Origin of the sequence: Clostridium pascui, assembly GCF_016908015.1 — a bacterium.
GTDB classification, from domain to species: Bacteria; Bacillota; Clostridia; order Clostridiales; family Clostridiaceae; genus Clostridium_AK; species Clostridium_AK pascui.
This window is the reverse complement of sequence record NZ_JAFBDB010000001.1, coordinates 1-18,594: the sequence shown is the minus strand read 5'-3', so window position 1 is coordinate 18,594 and position 18,594 is coordinate 1. Positions and strand designations below refer to the sequence as shown.

Here is an 18,594-nt window from a genome sequence, read left to right as displayed (position 1 = left end):
CTGCTCTTAAATTAATTCAAAATACTCCTTATTAAACTTTGAGGTACTGCTCCTTCTCCACCTAGTATATACTTCATAATGAACAAATTTTGATTATATCTTATTCCATCTGCTGAATCCTTACCCATGTTTTTATCTACTAAGATAATAGGTGAGCTGGTAAGTGCCGCCATAGCACAACCAGAAAGTGCATCTGCACATCCTAATCCTGATGAAAAATATGTGTAGGTAAAATCAAATTCTAAGTTTGAGAGCACTTCAAAATTTGTCTCATATCTATTTTTACCACTAAACCTTTGATGCTTAAAAGGTATACTATCCTCTAAAGCTTTGCTTATAACTCCTGTACCTCCAACTATGTAAACTTTTCCTGATGTTTTATCCAAATTATTGCTCATAAATTTTGTTAATCCATTTGGTAATTTATCCTTTTCTGTTAATATAATTGGCAGTCCATTATAAGCCGCATATGATGCAATTGAAAGTGCATCAGGAAAGTTTGCACCAGACACTAAAACAATTCCTTTCTTTTCAGATATACCCATATGTTCTGCAACATTCATAGAGGTTTCGTAACGATTTTTTCCGCTGATACGCTCAACTTCTATTCCTTTAGATATAAGCTTATTTTCTATTTCTTTACTTATAGATCCAGTTCCACCTATAATAAAGATTTTCTTTGGATTTAACCTGTCTATTTCCTTTTCAGTATCACTTCTAAGATTTTTTGATTCCGATAAAAGAAGCGGTGCATCATATTTTTTTGCCAATGGCCCAGCACTTAATGCATCGGGAAAATTTTCACCACTAGCCAGTACAAGCACTGGTGAGTTATACCAACCCTCTTGTGATATTTTTATAGAAGTTTCATATCTAGTTTGTCCTGATAATCTTGTAACCTCACTACCTATACGAAATATAACACTGTAATCCCTAGGCATTACAGATCCTGTACTACTTTTAACTGCATTATAAGGTAACTTTAACACATACTCAGTATCATATTTTAACTTTACAAGGGAAAACATCTTTAATATAGTGGGATTTCCATTTTCATCATTAATGATTGAAGCATGAGCAGTATGTTCCTCTCGTCCATTAGTATCAGCAACAGTTATTTGATTAAATCTATCTCCTGGTACTATATTTTCTGTAAAGCTTACAAATACCTCCTGATTTAGTGGTACGGAATAATCTGCATTACTTTGTGGATAAACACCATTAATCATTAATGGCTTAGAAGTATTATGAACATTTAGTTCTTTAGTCATCCTATTCTCTAATTCATCTGCTGTAGATACTATTATTTTGCTATCCCCGGATTTTATATTTCCTACAGTAATTCTACCTACAGGTTTATCATCTCTTTGTGCAACAGTTTCATGCACTCTTAAACCTGCATTAGGAATTAGTGCATAATCAACTTGTATATTTGGAGAATCCGTTGATATATTATCACTAGGATTCATATAAAGAATTGGTGAAGGATACTTATCATATATCTCTGAATTAATGCTGCTATTTTCTCCCCTAAAATAGGTTGCAGCATATTGATCCCTATTATTAACCAAATCTTTTATATCTCTACGTGCATATACTTTACCATTAACTTCTATATTTCCAAGGTTTATTAATTCACCATAGATAATAATGTCTCCATTAATTTTTAGGGTGACTTCTGGCTCTACAACTATCTTTCCATTCTTTCCTATTACAACACTAGTGTTTATTGTATCGCTACTTGAAAATATTTTTGTTTCAATAAGATATTCAACTGATTTATTATTAATATCTTCCTTTGCTTTAGTTGAAAAATTAGTATATACATATTCAGTAAGAGGCTGCCCATTCTTATCTGAAATAGCTTTATAATTTATACGAAGCTCATAATTCTTAAGATTTTTTATATTACCTAAAGTTTTTATTATAAGTTTATTTCCTACTGCTGATACCTCTTTATCAACATAAACCTTATCATTAACATTATATAAACGAATACCCTCTAAATCGCTAACAACTATATCCTTATTAAATTCAAAAGTAATTTCATCAGGAATATCGATATTTACAGCATTCTTTATACTTGATTTAATTAAATATGGCCTTTTAAGTAACTCTCCAGTATTGGACATTTCTATGTAATTTTTACCTTTATCATTATGAGTTAAAGCTATAATTCTATTATTATAATAAAAAATATTATCAATAGTGTAATTAGTTTTATAGGCTTTAATTGCAGCCATTGTCTGAGAATCAAACACTCTTACGATCATCTCATCAGCCAAGTAAAAGTTATTATTTTTGGAATCAAACACAGTTTTTTTAATATATCCCATGCTCTCTCCTAAATCTTTTTTAAGAATTATATCACCCATATTATTTTCATTACACAAGTAAGCTGCTCCAGTACCTGTAATAATAAACTTATCATCTGGTGATATCTCCATAAAAGCATCTGGGAATGTAGCTGTATCAGTATTTTTAACTATTTTATTCATCACGCCATTATTAATGGAATAAGCTTCTACAAAGGTTGAAAAACTATATCCATCAAAGTCTTGACCATTTATATATAATTTATTTAAAGTATTGTTTATAACTATAGAACGTCCATGTGCTTGTACACTTGAAACTATGCTTTTATTTTTTCTATCATAACTAGTTAAAGTTCCATTATACCCTGTGCCACTATAAATATATATGTAATTATTTTTGTCAATATTAATAAAGACAGGCTCAGTATCAGTATCAAACTTTTCTTTTATTATAGGATTATCAGTATTAAAGGTTTCTGTATCAATTATTGCTATAGAACCTTTCTTTTCTTCACTGGCATTATCATTAGATAAACATATAAATAATTCACCATTGTTTAAAGTAAGCCTTTTAGGAGTAGATTCCATTGCTAAAATCTTTTTTGTACCCGTTTCAAAATTATATGCTATTACTTGTTTATTATTAGAATCAGACATATAAAGAATTGGATAAGTTTTATCCTGAACTACATCAAATGGTTTAAGATCAAATTCTGTTGCGGTAAAGGTACTTTGTACTGGTACGTCATCTACTACTAACATAGCTTTTACAGGCATGGCTATGTTAAATATAAATAGAAAAATAATAATAGATGATATAATTTTATTTTTGCTTGCCATAATTATGTACTCCTAATTTATAGATTTCTCTTCATTATCTTATTTATTTTTACAAATGACGGTTGCTTATTGTGCTAATTTTAATTCTCCTTTATTAATCCAACCTGTAACTATTCCATTCTTATCGATTGTTATATAAGAATCCCCATATTTCATACTTCTACTAAAATCTATACTATGAAAATTAATTTCGTTGGTACTTCCCATAGCTCTTACCACATCTTGTACTGTAGACCCCTTCTTTATTCCAGGAGCATTTGGATCCTTTGCACCCATATATATTTTCATATTATTATTGTTTTGCCATCCAATAACCTTGTTATTAGTATCTAATGTTAGGCATGAATTATAAGAATACCACCAATAGCTATGGTCTGAATTATGGGTAATGCTATTAGGTGTTCCCACTGCAGCTGCAATTTCACTTATGCCTGATCCTAGTGTTATTGGTACTGCATTGGTTTTCTTATCCCCAATACTTATTCTTTCATCATCATTACGATACCATGCAACAACTGTATGTGGTTGTGTTTTTTCAGTAAATTCAATTGCTACATGATTATCACGATACTCACTTATCTTATTATTCTTATAGATATATCTGTAATTATCACGATACTCTTCTTTTCTAATAGGCTCGCCCATAATCTTTAAAACATCATTTAAAGTCATTCCTATGGTAACTTTGGTGCCAGTAGGTGTTTTCTTTGTTATTAAACTTTGAACTGTAGTATCAGAAACTACCCCTTTTCCTCCAAATACATAGAGATACCCTGCAGGGGAACCTGGCTGATAAAAACTATATATATAATCTTTCACTGACTCTGAAAGGCTAGATGAAACTAGGAAAAATGGGGAGGAGTTTTTTGCCACAAGTCCTGCTCCACCTAGAGCATCTGGAAAGTTTTGTCCTGATGCAATAAAAATAGATGTAATATCTAATGAACCAATAAAGTATCTCATAATATTTATATTTGTTTCATATCTGTTATTTCCCCATATTCTCTGATTTTCAGGAAATCCACTTGAAACATTATCACTTATAACAGCTGGGCCACCAATAATGTAACTCTTAGTTATTTCTTTGCCATTTAGTAACGTTTTTACACCATCTGAAACCTTAGATTTTGATGTAAGTATCATTGGCATTCCTTTAATTGCAGCTATAGGAGCCATGGAAATGGCATCTGGAAAATTTTCACCAGATACTACTGCCACTTCTTTTCCCATATTAAAATTAGAATACATATAATTAGCAACATTTATAGAAGTTTCATATCTATCTTGTCCAGATAATCTTATTACATCAATGCACAAAGAATTTTTCAAATTATTCTCTGTAACTTTAGAAATTACTCCTTCTCCTCCTATTATAAATATCTTTTCTGTTTTTAAGCTTTTAATCTTGTTTAAAAACTCTGCATTTATTTGCTTATCATTCACTAAAATTATTGGAGCGTCTAGCTTTTTTGCAAGAGGAGCAGCACTTAACCCATCTGGAAAGTTTTCACCACTTACAAGCACTACATTTTTAGCAGTACTCCAACCTTTGTCTAATGCTTGTAGTGATGTCTTATATCTATTTTCTCCTGAAATTCTAATAATATCTGGTGCTGCTAAAACCTTATTAGCTGACATAAGCACAGTTGAAACTAATATAGTAGACATCACAGCTAAACAGCCTATCCTTTTCCTTAACTTACTCATAAATCCTCCGAATACCCATAAATTATTATATTTTTAACTTTATTTTTGCATAATAATTTACAATTTTCCATCCTAAATTATTGGATTATATGGATTAAAATTCAATTATTTACTTTTTAAACTTGCCACTTGCCATGTGAGTGGCACCTAGTGTGGTAACCTAGCTAATAAAAGCGGTGCATATATAGTAGACAGAGAAAGAACTGAAATAGAATTATAAAGTATACCTATATCCCCTTGTAACCTCTCCTAAAATTAAAAGAGCTTCCTATGTGGAGGCTATTTTTGTTAATGTTTTTACTCGCATCCGTCCCATGTAAGTTAAGAGTTAGGAAAATAATCCTTTACAAAAACTAAAGCCTAACTAATTTACTTAGCTAAGTTTTATAAAATTTATCACTCCTATTGAGACATTGCATTGTATTAAAACATTCTTCTAAGCTTAGCTTCTATTTGATGATTTAGCAGCTACAATTATCTAAAATATATCTAATTTATTCTTTTGTTTTTGTTATTTTTATCATTATAGGTATTAAAATAAATAATAATAAAACCCCTATAGAAGATATATATATTATCCAAATATATTCCTATTGTCATTACTACTAAAGGTATTAATATCAATGATACCCATAATGCAGCTAAATATTTCTTGCTGAGAATAATTCCTATAAAGCCAATAATTGAAATACCTACTGCTACTGCCATAATTATTATTCTAGAATTCTCACCATATTTTGAAACAATATATCTGGTAAATACTATACTCATTAAAGTAAAAATAGCTCCTAAGACTGGCATGATTTTCTTCATAATTTATAATCTCCTATAGTATTACAGTAGTTAACCTTGGCACATTTTAACCATTAGTCTTCTGGTAACCAATTTTCATCAAATCCTTCTTTTTTTGACCCTATAATAATTTCTGTAGGCGAACTATAACTATTATCAAAATTGTGCCATGAAATACTTCCAAGCAAGTATAATATTATAGCTAACTCTGATGTCATTTGCTTATTAAATAATAATGTATAACTATTTGTATTAGAGCCTGTAGAAATTTTTCTTTTAATTAACCCAACTTGCTTATCATTGCAAAATATCCCTGCATAAACACGAGAAATTTCTATTACCTCATATTTATCATTATTTATTTTTCCATAAGCATGCCCAGTTCCATTGGTTTCTATTATAGATCCTTCATTAACTTTTGAATTATAACATATAAATGGGCAATAACTAAATTCAAATAAATTTATAATTGGAACAAGTCTTAATAACAGCTTTAAATAATCCTCCTGCTCTACGCGATATACTTCTTCTCCATCATTGTTAAATAATATTACTTTTCCTAGCCTTGTAGGAGTAACCCTATTTCCCAAAGCTTTATACTTTAACTCGCTGCCTTCATAGATTTCATAGCTATAATTAGATTTTAATTTTGATTGTGTAATTTTCAGTTCCAATATTCCACCTCGTAACCATACCTTGATATATCTGCAAATTTACTTTAATTTGTTTTAAACTATATTTAGTATAATCGTAAATAATATTCTAATTTAAGAAAAGCCAATGAGGGTTTTCCCTACTGACTTTTAAATAAAATCAATTTACTCGAATTATTTATTACTATGCTTTATATGCTTTAATCCTATTATTAGAATTATAAGCATTAATAAAAATAGTATAGTTATTAATATTATGAAAGCTAATTTAACTTCATTAAAAGTTTGTGGTTTTTTTTCTTGAATTACAATCATTATTCCAATAAGTATTGTAATAATGGTAAGAATTATCATTGCACATATTAAGTGTTTAGATTTATTCTTATTTTTAATAAATTTTAATATAGCTATCACAATAAAAAACGGTACCAATCCAATGATTATCAATTGGACATTCATGGACATATTTTCAAATCCTATAGTTTGAAAAATTATTCTAGTAACTGCCGCAGCCATTAAAGCTGCGGCAGAACCTGTCCATTCTATTTTTTTTATAATATAATCCTCCATACTGATCTTCCACATTTACTGAAATTGTTAGAACAGCAGCAAATATACTATCCATTCAATAATACTTCCGTATTAGCTTCTAACTTATATTAACATTTTCAGCTGCATATATTAAGGAGTAAATATTTCCTAGTAGATTACTTTCTCTTTGTTTCATAAACTATTCTATAAATAATTATAAAAAGCACAAGTGCAAAATAACTTATTAACGATACTATTCAAGGAGTTCCCCATATCTGTCCATTAAAGCAGGATATCCTTTAAGTATTATGAACATTACAGATACTGATATGCTTGCTACTACAGACAATATTGCAATAATTGTATTATATCTAATGCCAAATCCCTTTTTCCCATCCTTATATGTTCCGAATATTACTAAAGAACATACAATTGCTAAAATAGCTACGAATACTTGTGCCGAAATATTTTCTATTCCTATACTTCTTATAGTAACTTGTGTAGTAAATAATATAATCAATGTTACAATACTATAGCCTATGCTATTATTTCTCACCCTAAATCATTCCTTTGCAATATTGTATCTATACTGTATAACATTATGCTACTGCAATATTCCAGCAATAAATAAAAGTTATTGCTTGCTTATCAGATTATTTTTATAGTGCTCATGTTAAATATGTATTTTCTTTTCTGAATGTAAACAAATACTAAACCTTATCTCTTTTCTAAATCATCCAAGAATTTAAAGTTTGTTTCAATTTTTTTAAATTTAATATCATATCTTTGCCGCGGTACTAGATTATTATATAAATCAATAGCTTTTTCCTTTTGCCCCTGCAAAATATAACAACCTAACATCTTAACATAATACTTATCAAAACAAAACTCTTCATTATTAATAAGATCCATACCTCTTTCAAAATGAGTTATAGCATTTGCGTAATCTTTTTTTGAATAATATAAACTGCTTATATTAATAAACAAACCATACATGTCATACTTAGTTAATCTGTCATCTTGCAAACCTTGGACTAAAATTTCAATTTCTTTGTTTTTCTTAAATATCATTCCATAACCTATGCTTCTATATATATAATCATTATATTTTTTAGGTACTTTAAAAAAGCCTCTATATAAGAAATATAAAATAATAGTATAAATTACTATGTCACTAAAATTTATATATGTACTCAATTTTCTCTCCAATCACCTATATCTGCTAAAGCTATAGCAATAGTATTTCTTAATTTGTGATTACTTGTATCTTCAAAACATTTTATTAAGTATGGTACTGATTCATAAAACTTATTTTCACCAAACTCCTCAATAACTCTTATCGCATTATCTATATTATTGTTTTTTAGTTCCTGTCTTAAAATATCTACGTCCATAATATCTCCTTTACCCGTCTGTTGGGTTACTAATGGAATCTTAATAATTAAAGATCCTTTCTGATGTTTCATTGTCCTCTATATCCCTTCTACATCATTAGGTTCTAATTTATATTAACATTTTCAGCTGCATATATTAAGGAGTAAATATTTCCTAGATGGGCATGAATTTTGTTTGCTTAAACGAAAATAAACCAATAGAACTCTATTGGTTACTTATAACTGTTTATTTGCTAATTAATAATTTTTAATACTTCTTTATCAATAAAAATTTGATTATTATCTTTACATTTTTCTATAATTATTCGAAGTAAGTTCTTATAATCCTTAATAAGCGATGATATTACAATAGGTTCACTAAATTTGTTTGATATAATTAATATATTCTTTAAAATTCCTATACTTTCAGATGATAGGATAATTTGGTTTATATCCTCCCATAACAAGCGTTTTGTTATTTTTATTTCCTTTATTATAATGCAATTGTTCTCCACTTTCCAATAAGCTCTAGGTAATAAAATTAGTGCTACTAATTCTGCAAAGATACAAAGTATCATTACTAACTTTCCCCAAAAGACGGATTCAATATATATTGTTAGAGCAGCGAGAATTAATATTATAATACTTACAAAATATATAGATTTTCTATATTTAAAAATCACCCCGTTATTCACCTCTTCGTTTGCTATAATCCATATGTCCAAACTATTTAGTATTCTTTTCAAGTATTTGCTTTAAAATTATTATAAGTGCTCCAAATATAATAAAACTTGTTACCAAGAATATCTTTACAGGCTCTTTGTAGTGCAAAAATACATTAGGATAATACCTTGATGTCACTTCTCCAAAAATCACACCACTACTAATAACTATTGCAAATGCAATAAAAAGTAAATTGTACACTTTTCTAAAACCTGTTTCTTTTTTCTTAATTATTCTAATTATAAATACAGTTGGAATACCTATAAATAGTACTAATGTAATACTAATAGGTATATTATCTATTCCTATTGAGTTTAATATAGTCCTAGTTAAAATATATGCTGCTAGTCCAGTAATACTAAACTTAATACTGTTTTCTTTCTGCACTTATTAATTACCCCCACCTTTAATTTCCTCAATAGCAACTTGTAGAGCAGAAATAATTTGTTGAGCTTCATTAACATCAAGCCATAACACGGCATCACCATTATCCCTCTGTGAAACTGCTAATCCAATTTTATTACCAAAGGATTTAACTATAACTACTCCATCGTTTTCCTCATCAAATTCAGTATCAATTATGTTAATAGCTGCAATATTCTTAAGTTCATTACTCATCTAAAAAGCCTCACTTTCTGTTTAGGATTTAGTATATTGGTAAAAAGGCTTTCTTTAATTATTTGTAATATTATTTGTTTTTCTCATAGTTCTTCTTATTGAAGAACTTAACATAGTCTAGTTCATACCTAACTAAGCCTATTCCCGCACAACTGCCTCTATAACAAGGATAAACTGTTTCAGGTTCTTTCTCAATACACTCAATGAGTATTTTAGAACTATTCTTAGTTTTATATTTGCCAAGCAATCTCGTAAACATAGCAGCAATACATCTAGTTTCTAATTCAAATCTCTGCCTAACTCCAATCATCCAATTATTATCATAATCAATTTCTATAGCTTTCTCATAAGCACAATTATGTTGGCTCATTATCTCCTTTAGAATCTCTGGTCTTTCCCTATATGGCAAACTTAACTGTATTTCTCTAAGATACATTTTATTTCTCCTTTAAACTCTGTTACTCTTTATGATATATATTTGATTTTTGCTTTGTTGCGATAAAAAAACTCCACCGCAAGAAATGCGGTGGGAACAATTTTATCTTATCTCACTTCAGAATTCTAATTACATCTCTGCCTTTTATCAATATTTGCTAATTACTCTGTAATTCTTATTTCAGGATTAGTTGGATCCTCTAAGTGTATTCCTTTTGCTATAATCCTAATTAAACCATATTCATAATCTCCTTGACAATTACAAGAAGCAGCAGATAATTCAAAAATGAATTTATTATCTTCTCCATCTACAATTTTTACATTCTCAAATTCTATTGCATCATTTGGCAATAGGCCATTTGGCTCAAGCATGATTGAATCAACTTCAGTAAATACTATAAGACCATTATCTATATTTTCATCATTATAATATTCCCAATCCCCAGAAATACTTCGTGTCCTTGAAATCATATTAACTTGAATTTTTACGGTTTGTGAATATCCATCAATTAATATGCTCTTACAGAACCTATCACCAAGATAAATTGTATTAACAAATTCTTTTGGATTCACTTTAGTCTCTCCTATCTATTTATAAATTTTCCAATGTGCAGCTGGATCCCAAAGGTTTACTGGATTTACGTATACATCAATTGACTGGCCTTGCCCCTTCATTCCAGGTCCTTTGCCGGGTAAATGCCCATGTCCATGTGGAGTTGGATCTTTTAGATGTCCTTGTGGATTAAGTCTTTGATAGCTTGAGCCGTTCGGGTAAGTTGTATGAGTATCAACACCACCTCTTCCCGCTGGAACTGTCTTGCCGCCAACTGGCTCAACCATAACATTTCCCTTATCATCCGCAACGAATCTTCCAACCTCTTTTCCAGTTCTCGGATCAGTAACTTTACTTTTATTAGATGAAGCTGAAGTATTCCTCTTAGTTTTTCCAGGTTTGACTTGAGATTTGCTACTATCATTGTCCGACGTATACGTTACATGATGATTTCTATACTCTTGTATTGCTACATCAGCAATAGCAACCACTGTCAAAACAGCTACTGCTGCAACTGCAGCCGCACCTAGCCAAGATTGCCCGCTAGGGTCAACCCTATTTACTGGGTTGTTACTACAGTATGCAAACATATTAAATGATAGCAATTCTCCAGTAATACCAAGATATCCGTCCGCATTAATAAATCTGCCCATTTCAGGATTATAATATCTAGAATTTAAATAGTACAACCCTGTCTCCGTATCATACCTATATCCTCTATATCTATAAGGATTCTTCACCCCAACAGTTGATGCAAGTGTTCCTTTAATGTCACCTTGCTGAATTATAGTGCCGTTTTCATCCTTTAACTCGGCCTTACCATCGTGTTTTCCCCAAGTGTCATAGGTATAGGATACCACTTGTGTTCCATTCTTATCAAATAGGCCTATGATATCTCCTTGAAGGTTTCTTATATAGTAATATTCTACACCATTTAAGTTCATGGATACAAGGCTGCCATCACTATCATAGGTGTAGTAAATTTTATCTGTCCCATTATCTTCATAGGCAACCTGGTCACCATTTAGATAATATTTTGTGGTTACTCCATCTGCTGTTTTTTCTGTTCTTATACCTGAATCATTATATTTAAAGGAAATGCTTGATCCTTCTTTGGTCATGGATTTTAGCTGTCTCCCCTGCTCCCAGGTATAAGTATATCCATCATAAGTTAATGGATTTCCTATGGCATCATAGGTTATTGACTTTCCATTAAAACTTGTAAGTTTATCCTTCCAATTGGTGTCTTCATACTTATATTCATAGGTTTTAGTTGGAGTTTGGGGTACTTCTCTAGTGTACGCAAATTCCTCTTTTTTGCTTAAGTTTCCTCCCACGTCATAAGAGTACTTTATAGTCTTATTAAGCACCTCATTATCTTCACGGATAAGCTCATTTAGCTCATTATAAGTATAGTAAATTTTTGTTGCTTCAAACATTGCTTTTATATAGGATATAACTTCTATGTTACCATTATCATCATAGCTGTATTCTATTTTTTGTCCATTGTTGTCTAATTCACTTACTTTAGTTGTAGTTGAATTTGATTTTTCACCTGTTTCATATTGGTAACTTGTTTTAAAGCTTGTACCTTCTGGATTTATTGACTTATACCTGAGTCTTCCAAGCTCATCATAATTTATACTTACTGAAGTTGTACTGCTTAGTCTTCCAGCATTGTATAGTGAAGTTACTTCTTCATCATTTAAAAGTTCTTTGCTGAAGCTGAACTGCTGAAGCCTTCCATTAAGCTGCTGAGTTCCCTTTATACTGCTTCCAAGGGCTGTCACTGCTCCTGCGAAATCTACTGGGTTTACTACAGTTCCCTCTTTAGGTGCCTTGTCATTTAAGTAAAGCTTACACTTTAAAGTATCCCCTTCCATGCGCCAAGTAACACTTACAAAATTCCATTTATCCTTTTCTACAACATCCGTCAGGGTGATTACATTCCTAAATACTCCATTGTCTATTATTGAAAGATTTAACCTGTTGCTTGAATCTATTCCATTACTTGTATTAATGTTATTGCCATTAGATTAAAAGAAAGGCACTAAGGTTATAGAGTGTTTAAAATCTTGTGATGCAAGTTTCTAAACTTCTAAGCCCTAGTGCCCAATTGTTAATATTTTTATATATTCAGCTAGAAAGTTAATCTATTCTAAGCTTTTAAAATACTCTACATCTTCACGATTATAAACAATCATTGCAGAAAAAAAATCTTTAAAATCCTTATATCTTTCTATCTCATAACCAGCAATCCAAATTACAACACCTGATTGACGTGTACTTGGTTTTGAAATTAAAAATACATCTGTATTCTCACTAGTTGCTGCAATAGGTAACAATTCATCTTTAGTAAAACCTATTGTTTCTTCAATTTCTTCCCAACATTCGTTAAGCAATTTATTTACATATCCCATTAAACCTAAATCAAATAGTTGAGTAGTTCCAAATAAAGATATTGTATGATTAAAATTCTTCCAACCATTTGCATGTTTCAAAAAATCTCTATATTGTTCATCGAGTGTAAATCCTAAACTTCTTTCTACAATTCTAATTTCTTCTTCAGTTGCGCCATTCTCAGGTCTGTATTGCTCATATAATCCCTCTTGATCATATTTTTCTAAATCTTGTTTTACTTGAATCATAGTTTTTATTTGTCCTTGCCAATATTCTTTCATTGACTACTCCTCCTATTTATTAAACAAATTCACACTAGTTTGGTACAAAAATAAAAATAGTTGGTTTATATCCAGCAGGATAAGCATTAGTTTGCCCCCCTAAACTTGTATTAACTTTAGGTGACAAATCCATCCACATATAGGGTTCTGCTTTGCCTGTCCATGTAGTATCCGGAACATGCCCAACATGCCCAGCATATGGATTACCTAATTTTTTAGCTCTCATTCTTTCTAAATCAGCAGCCCTACTTGCGGCATTTCGTAGCGATCCTTTTGTAGGAACTTTACCTGTTGGCGATAAATATCCTGCTTTTAATGCTTTATTGCATCCATTGACATAATTTTTAGTTTGATTTATTTCATCTAAACTAGCATTTTTGGGTGGTCGTACATATACCGGACCCCTATTTTTATCTTCATTATCGGTATATGTATTAACTACTGCAGATGCTGAAGAAATTGAGTCGATTCTATTCTGTGTTCCTAAAATTACAGTGCTAAGAGCTGCTGTCATAGCCATTGCAAAACCATATAAAATTCTGAACCCATTACTAACAGAAGCTTGTCCGCTAGGATCTTCATTATTAACAGGTTCATTTTTGCAATAAGCAAATATATTATGTGATAGTAAGCCTCCGACTTCTCCACCTAAAGAGTCCGCATTAATAAACCTACCCCACTCCGAATTATAGTACCTACTCTGTAAATAGTACAACCCTGTCTCACTATCATACCTATATCCTCTATATCTATAAGGATTCTTCACTCCAACAGTTGATGCCAATGTTCCTTTAATGTCGCCTTGCTGAATTACATTGCCATTTTCATCCTTTAACTCGGCTTTACCATCATGTTTTCCCCAAGTATCATAGGTATAGGATACAACTTGAGTTCCATTCTTATCAAATAAGCCTATAATATCTCCTTGAAGGTTTCTTATATAGTAATATTCTACACCATTTAAGTTCATGGATACAAGGCTGCCATCACTATCATAGGTGTAGTAAATTTTATCTGTTCCATTATCTTCATAGGCAACCTGATCGCCATTTAGATAATATTTTGTGGTTACTCCATCTACTGTTTTTTCTGTTCTTATACCTGAATCATTGTATTTAAAGGAACTGCTTGATCCTTCTTTTATCATGGATTTTAGCTGTCTTCCCTGCTCCCAGGTATAAGTATATCCATCATAAGTTAATGGATTTCCTATGGCATCATAGGTTATTGGCTTAGTCACTTTACCGTCATAAAAAGATGTTAGTTTATCCTTCCAATTGGTGTCTTCATACTTATATTCGTAGGTTTTAGTTGGAGTCCCTGGTACTTCTCTAGTATACGCAAATTCCTCTTTTTTGATTAAGTTTCCTCCAACATCATATGAGTACTTTATTGTCTTATTAAGCACCTCATTATCTTCACGGATAAGCTCATTTAGCTCATTATAAGTATAGTAAATTTTTGTTGCTTCAAACATTGCTTTTATATAGGATATAACTTCTATGTTACCATTATCATCATAACTGTATTCTATTTTTTGTCCATTGTTGTCTAATTCACTTACCTTAGTTGTAGTTGAATTTGATTTTTCACCTGTTTCATATTGGTAACTTGTTTTAAAACTTGTACCTTCTGGATTTATTGACTTATACCTAAGTCTTCCAAGCTCATCATAATTTATACTAACTGAAGTTGTACTGCTTAGTCTTCCAGCATTATATAGTGAAGCTACTTCTTCGTCATTTAAAAGTTCTTTACTGAAACTGAACTGCTGAAGCCTTCCATTAAGCTGCTGAGTTCCCTTTATACTGCTTCCAAGGGCTGTCACTGCTCCTGTAAAATCTACTGGGTTTACTACAGTTCCCTCTTTAGGTGCCTTGTCATTTAAGTAAAGCTTACACTTTAAAGTATCCCCTTCCATGCGCCAAGTAACACTTACAAAATTCCATTTATCCTTTTCTACAACATCCGTCAGGGTGATTACATTCCTAAATACTCCATTGTCTATTATTGAAAGATTTAACCTGTTGCTTGAATCTAAATATACATTAAATAACTGTGCTGTATCCTTTTGATTTCCTATAATATGTCTTGTAGTACCATTTTGTGAAGTATTAAACCAAACACTCATGGTTCCAGATGCTTTATTCATTCCTAAATCATAAAGCACTTTTGAAGGCTGGAGAGTACCTTCGGTATAAGCTGATATGAAGCTTTTTTCTTCAAGCTGCACTCCATCAAAACGAACAACAAACTCATCCTTTACCTGAGCACGAACAACTACCCTTATCTTTTTTGTACCTGCTGGAGCTGTTAAAGACTTACTAATTCTTATCCATTTTCCCTAAGGGAATCCTTATGACAATGCAGTAATGAAATCCTTCTATATTACTATAAAAAGAGAGCTTATTCGGGATACCCATTACGAGTCACCTGAACAAGCTCAAAAAGAAATCTTTAAGTATATTGGAATATATTTATAATACTAAGAAAATACATCCTTCGTTGGTATATATCTCTCTATCTCAATTCTAAGAATTGAATTCATAAAATTCACTTAACCTTGTGTCTACAAAATCTGGACAACTCCAGTATACCATATTATAATATGTTACGCTTTATCACTAGTTTAACCTAAACACTGAAGAGTTTTAAAATGTCAATAATAAGAAAGAGCTTTACTGTACTTACGTATCCATGTCCCTTTACATCAAATGTCAATTACTAATATTGCTTCATCAGTATAGCTATACAAATCTAATGAAAGGTAATACTCATCTTCAATTCTAACCTTATTAAATCTTAATATCATATATTCGTTATCATAACTCAGAATAAGATAGAATTAATTGATATATTATTTAAGCTAACTACTAATAACTTTGTACTATTGCTATACGTTTCTCACATTCCATACATTCAAAAACAAAAACTATACTATATTCTCCTATTTCATTCCAAAATTGCTCAAAATCTTCAATTTGATTTTGAAATGAAACATCTAATAACTTAAAAAGATACTCTTTTCCATTACCATCATGAGAGTTAAAATTAAACTCTTCTTTTCCCCATTCGCCTATATACCTCATAAAATCCCCACAACAAACTGGCCAATCATTGAATTGTAACCATGGTACTGGGGGGGTTTTTGATAACTCCTCAAGTATTCTATTAACTTTTTCTTGGATTTCATATGAACTAATATGTTGATACTTTAATTTTATTTGATCATGTAGTCTTTCAACTAAAAAACTAGGTAGCTCAACTTTAATTTCTCCTTTAACTAAACACTCTAAACAAATTGATTCAATGTCATCTTCCGAACTATCAAAATATGTACCATTTAAGCACAAATTTGTACTTCCACAGTTGTCACAAGGCTCATCTGAGAATCTTGCATATTTTAGTGGTTCTTCAAAATACTTAAATTTATATTTCATTTAATTATCAACTCCTTTTATATTATATCCAAACATTTGATTTTGAACAACTTAAACTTTATTTCCATCTTCCACTATCCCATTCTTGTTTCCAATATCTTCGTACTTGCTTTGCAAATTCATCTCTATTAATTAAAGACTTTTCTCCTAAATTAGGATGATTTTTTCTAAAATTTTCTCCTAACCTATGATTAGTGCGGGTCATTTCTTCGAATGGCCCTTCAGGACTTTGATTTTTATGATGAATTTCAATTGAGTATCCATCTTCCTTACTTTTCGGAGGTTCACCTCTTTTACGTGGAGGTTCTAATTTATTATTGGGTATTCTCTTCTTCATAGAATTTGAAATAGGGTTACTAGTTTTCTGTTTCTTTGCACTCGAACTTTTAGCAGAATTTGTTGCCTTATAGTAATTATATCCTGCATATATCAAAAAACCAGTTGCTAAAATGACTGCGGCTACAGTAACTGCTGGAGCTGTGAATACTGTACTTATTGTTGTCACTATGGACGCAATGGCTTCGCCCATAAAACCAAGAGATAAAGCAGATTTTCCACTAAGATCAGTCATATTTACAGCATTATTTTGGCAATATGCAAATAAATTGAATGATAACAACTCTTCTAAATTTCCAAATTCTCCATCAGCATTAATAAACCTACTCCACTCAGGATTGTAATACCTACTCTGAAGATAGTATAATCCAGTTTCAGTATCATACCTATACCCTCTATATCTATAAGGATTTTTTACTCCAACAGTTGATGCAAGTGTTCCTTTAATATCACCTTGCTGAACTATATTGCCATTTTCATCCTTTAACTCGGCTTTACCATCGTGTTTTCCCCAAGTGTCATAGGTATAGGATACCACTTGTGTTCCATTCTTATCAAATAGGCCTATGATATCTCCTTGAAGGTTTCTTATATAGTAATATTCTACACCATTTAAGTTCATAGATACAAGGCTGCCATCACTATCATAGGTGTAGTAAATTTTATCTGTTCCATTATCTTCATAGGCAACCTGATCGCCATTTAGATAATATTTTGTGGTTACTCCATCTACTGTTTTTTCTGTTCTTATACCTGAATCATTGTATTTAAAGGAACTGCTTGATCCTTCTTTTATCATGGATTTTAGCTGTCTTCCCTGCTCCCAGGTATAAGTATATCCATCATAAGTTAATGGATTTCCTATGGCATCATAGGTTATTGGCTTAGTCACTTTACCGTCATAAAAAGATGTTAGTTTATCCTTCCAATTGGTGTCTTCATACTTATATTCGTAGGTTTTAGTTGGAGTCCCTGGTACTTCTCTAGTATACGCAAATTCCTCTTTTTTGATTAAGTTTCCTCCCACGTCATAAGAGTACTTTATTGTCTTATTAAGCACCTCATTATCTTCACGGATAAGCTCATTTAGCTCATTATAAGTATAGTAAATTTTTGTTGCTTCAAACATTGCTTTTATATAGGATATAACTTCTATGTTACCATTATCATCATAGCTGTATTCTATTTTTTGTCCATTGTTGTCTAATTCACTTACCTTAGTTGTAGTTGAATTTGATTTTTCACCTGTTTCATATTGGTAACTTGTTTTAAAACTTGTACCTTCTGGATTTACTGACTTATATCTAAGTCTTCCAAGCTCATCATAATTTATGCTTACTGAAGTTGTACTGCTTAGTCTTCCAGCATTGTATAGTGAAGTTACTTCTTCATCATTTAAAAGTTCTTTGCTGAAGCTGAACTGCTGAAGCCTTCCATTAAGCTGCTGAGTTCCCTTTATACTGCTTCCAAGGGCTGTCACTGCTCCTGTGAAATCTACTGGGTTTACTACAGTTCCCTCTTTAGGTGCCTTGTCATTTAAGTAAAGCTTACACTTTAAAGTATCTCCTTCCATGCGCCAAGTGACACTTACAAAATT

The 18,594-nt window shown here is 31.1% G+C and carries 19 protein-coding genes; 1 reads left to right on the top strand and 18 read right to left on the bottom strand.

Annotated features, from left to right (window positions below; genetic code table 11):
* Positions 1 to 11: 11 nt before the first annotated feature.
* The 16 genes from JOC70_RS00100 to JOC70_RS00020 form a co-directional block, all read right to left on the bottom strand.
* Positions 12 to 3,155 (bottom strand): cell wall-binding repeat-containing protein, encoded by a 3,144-nt coding sequence (locus tag JOC70_RS00100; RefSeq protein WP_204596901.1) that lies wholly within the window; start codon positions 3,153 to 3,155, stop codon positions 12 to 14.
* A 66-nt stretch (positions 3,156 to 3,221) separates the two neighbouring features.
* The gene (locus JOC70_RS00095) at positions 3,222 to 4,862 is read right to left on the bottom strand and encodes a cell wall-binding repeat-containing protein (RefSeq protein ID WP_204596900.1); all 1,641 of its coding nucleotides are present in this window, start codon (positions 4,860 to 4,862) and stop codon (positions 3,222 to 3,224) included.
* A 489-nt stretch (positions 4,863 to 5,351) separates the two neighbouring features.
* Positions 5,352 to 5,675 (bottom strand): hypothetical protein, encoded by a 324-nt coding sequence (locus JOC70_RS00090; RefSeq protein ID WP_204596899.1) that lies wholly within the window; start codon positions 5,673 to 5,675, stop codon positions 5,352 to 5,354.
* Between the two features lie 53 nt (positions 5,676 to 5,728).
* Entirely contained in the window at positions 5,729 to 6,328 is a 600-nt protein-coding gene (locus JOC70_RS00085; RefSeq protein WP_204596898.1) for a hypothetical protein, read from the bottom strand.
* Positions 6,329 to 6,481: 153 nt separating this feature from the next.
* Complete coding sequence (locus tag JOC70_RS00080; RefSeq protein WP_204596897.1) at positions 6,482 to 6,877, bottom strand: hypothetical protein; 396 nt, start codon at positions 6,875 to 6,877, stop codon at positions 6,482 to 6,484.
* A gap of 214 nt (positions 6,878 to 7,091) precedes the next feature.
* Complete coding sequence (locus tag JOC70_RS00075) at positions 7,092 to 7,394, bottom strand: hypothetical protein (RefSeq protein WP_204596896.1); 303 nt, start codon at positions 7,392 to 7,394, stop codon at positions 7,092 to 7,094.
* Between the two features lie 161 nt (positions 7,395 to 7,555).
* Positions 7,556 to 8,035 carry a tetratricopeptide repeat protein gene (locus tag JOC70_RS00070; protein ID WP_204596895.1) on the bottom strand — a complete coding sequence of 160 codons (480 nt, stop codon included), beginning with the start codon at positions 8,033 to 8,035 and terminating at the stop codon, positions 7,556 to 7,558.
* A complete protein-coding gene (locus JOC70_RS00065) occupies positions 8,032 to 8,304 on the bottom strand; it encodes a HEAT repeat domain-containing protein (protein ID WP_204596894.1) in 273 nt (90 codons plus the stop codon). Before JOC70_RS00065 ends, JOC70_RS00070 begins: the two co-directional genes overlap by 4 nt.
* 161 nt (positions 8,305 to 8,465) lie before the next feature.
* Positions 8,466 to 8,789, bottom strand: coding sequence for a hypothetical protein (locus JOC70_RS00060; RefSeq protein WP_204596893.1), 324 nt, complete (start codon positions 8,787 to 8,789; stop codon positions 8,466 to 8,468).
* Positions 8,790 to 8,937: 148 nt separating this feature from the next.
* Entirely contained in the window at positions 8,938 to 9,321 is a 384-nt protein-coding gene (locus tag JOC70_RS00055; protein WP_204596892.1) for a hypothetical protein, read from the bottom strand.
* Positions 9,322 to 9,324: 3 nt separating this feature from the next.
* Positions 9,325 to 9,552, bottom strand: a complete 228-nt coding sequence (locus JOC70_RS00050; protein ID WP_204596891.1) for a hypothetical protein — start codon at positions 9,550 to 9,552, stop codon at positions 9,325 to 9,327.
* Between the two features lie 70 nt (positions 9,553 to 9,622).
* Complete coding sequence (locus JOC70_RS00045; protein WP_204596890.1) at positions 9,623 to 9,988, bottom strand: hypothetical protein; 366 nt, start codon at positions 9,986 to 9,988, stop codon at positions 9,623 to 9,625.
* Between the two features lie 161 nt (positions 9,989 to 10,149).
* Entirely contained in the window at positions 10,150 to 10,560 is a 411-nt protein-coding gene (locus JOC70_RS00040; RefSeq protein ID WP_204596889.1) for a DUF6258 family protein, read from the bottom strand.
* Positions 10,561 to 10,575: 15 nt separating this feature from the next.
* Positions 10,576 to 12,561, bottom strand: a complete 1,986-nt coding sequence (locus JOC70_RS19460; protein ID WP_341534853.1) for an RHS repeat-associated core domain-containing protein — start codon at positions 12,559 to 12,561, stop codon at positions 10,576 to 10,578.
* 132 nt (positions 12,562 to 12,693) lie between these two features.
* The gene (locus JOC70_RS00025) at positions 12,694 to 13,221 is read right to left on the bottom strand and encodes an SMI1/KNR4 family protein (protein WP_204596888.1); all 528 of its coding nucleotides are present in this window, start codon (positions 13,219 to 13,221) and stop codon (positions 12,694 to 12,696) included.
* A 34-nt stretch (positions 13,222 to 13,255) separates the two neighbouring features.
* Entirely contained in the window at positions 13,256 to 15,454 is a 2,199-nt protein-coding gene (locus JOC70_RS00020) for an RHS repeat-associated core domain-containing protein (protein WP_204596887.1), read from the bottom strand.
* 139 nt (positions 15,455 to 15,593) lie between these two features.
* Here JOC70_RS00020 and JOC70_RS19585 point away from each other — a divergent pair, with 139 nt between their 5' ends.
* Positions 15,594 to 15,704, top strand: coding sequence for an IS3 family transposase (locus JOC70_RS19585; protein ID WP_204596886.1), 111 nt, complete (start codon positions 15,594 to 15,596; stop codon positions 15,702 to 15,704).
* A 390-nt stretch (positions 15,705 to 16,094) separates the two neighbouring features.
* Here the strand turns inward: JOC70_RS19585 and JOC70_RS00010 are convergent, their stop codons facing one another.
* Entirely contained in the window at positions 16,095 to 16,661 is a 567-nt protein-coding gene (locus JOC70_RS00010; RefSeq protein ID WP_204596885.1) for a CbrC family protein, read from the bottom strand.
* Between the two features lie 58 nt (positions 16,662 to 16,719).
* A partial coding sequence (locus JOC70_RS00005; RefSeq protein WP_204596884.1) for an RHS repeat-associated core domain-containing protein occupies positions 16,720 to 18,594 on the bottom strand: 1,875 nt, incomplete at its 5' end.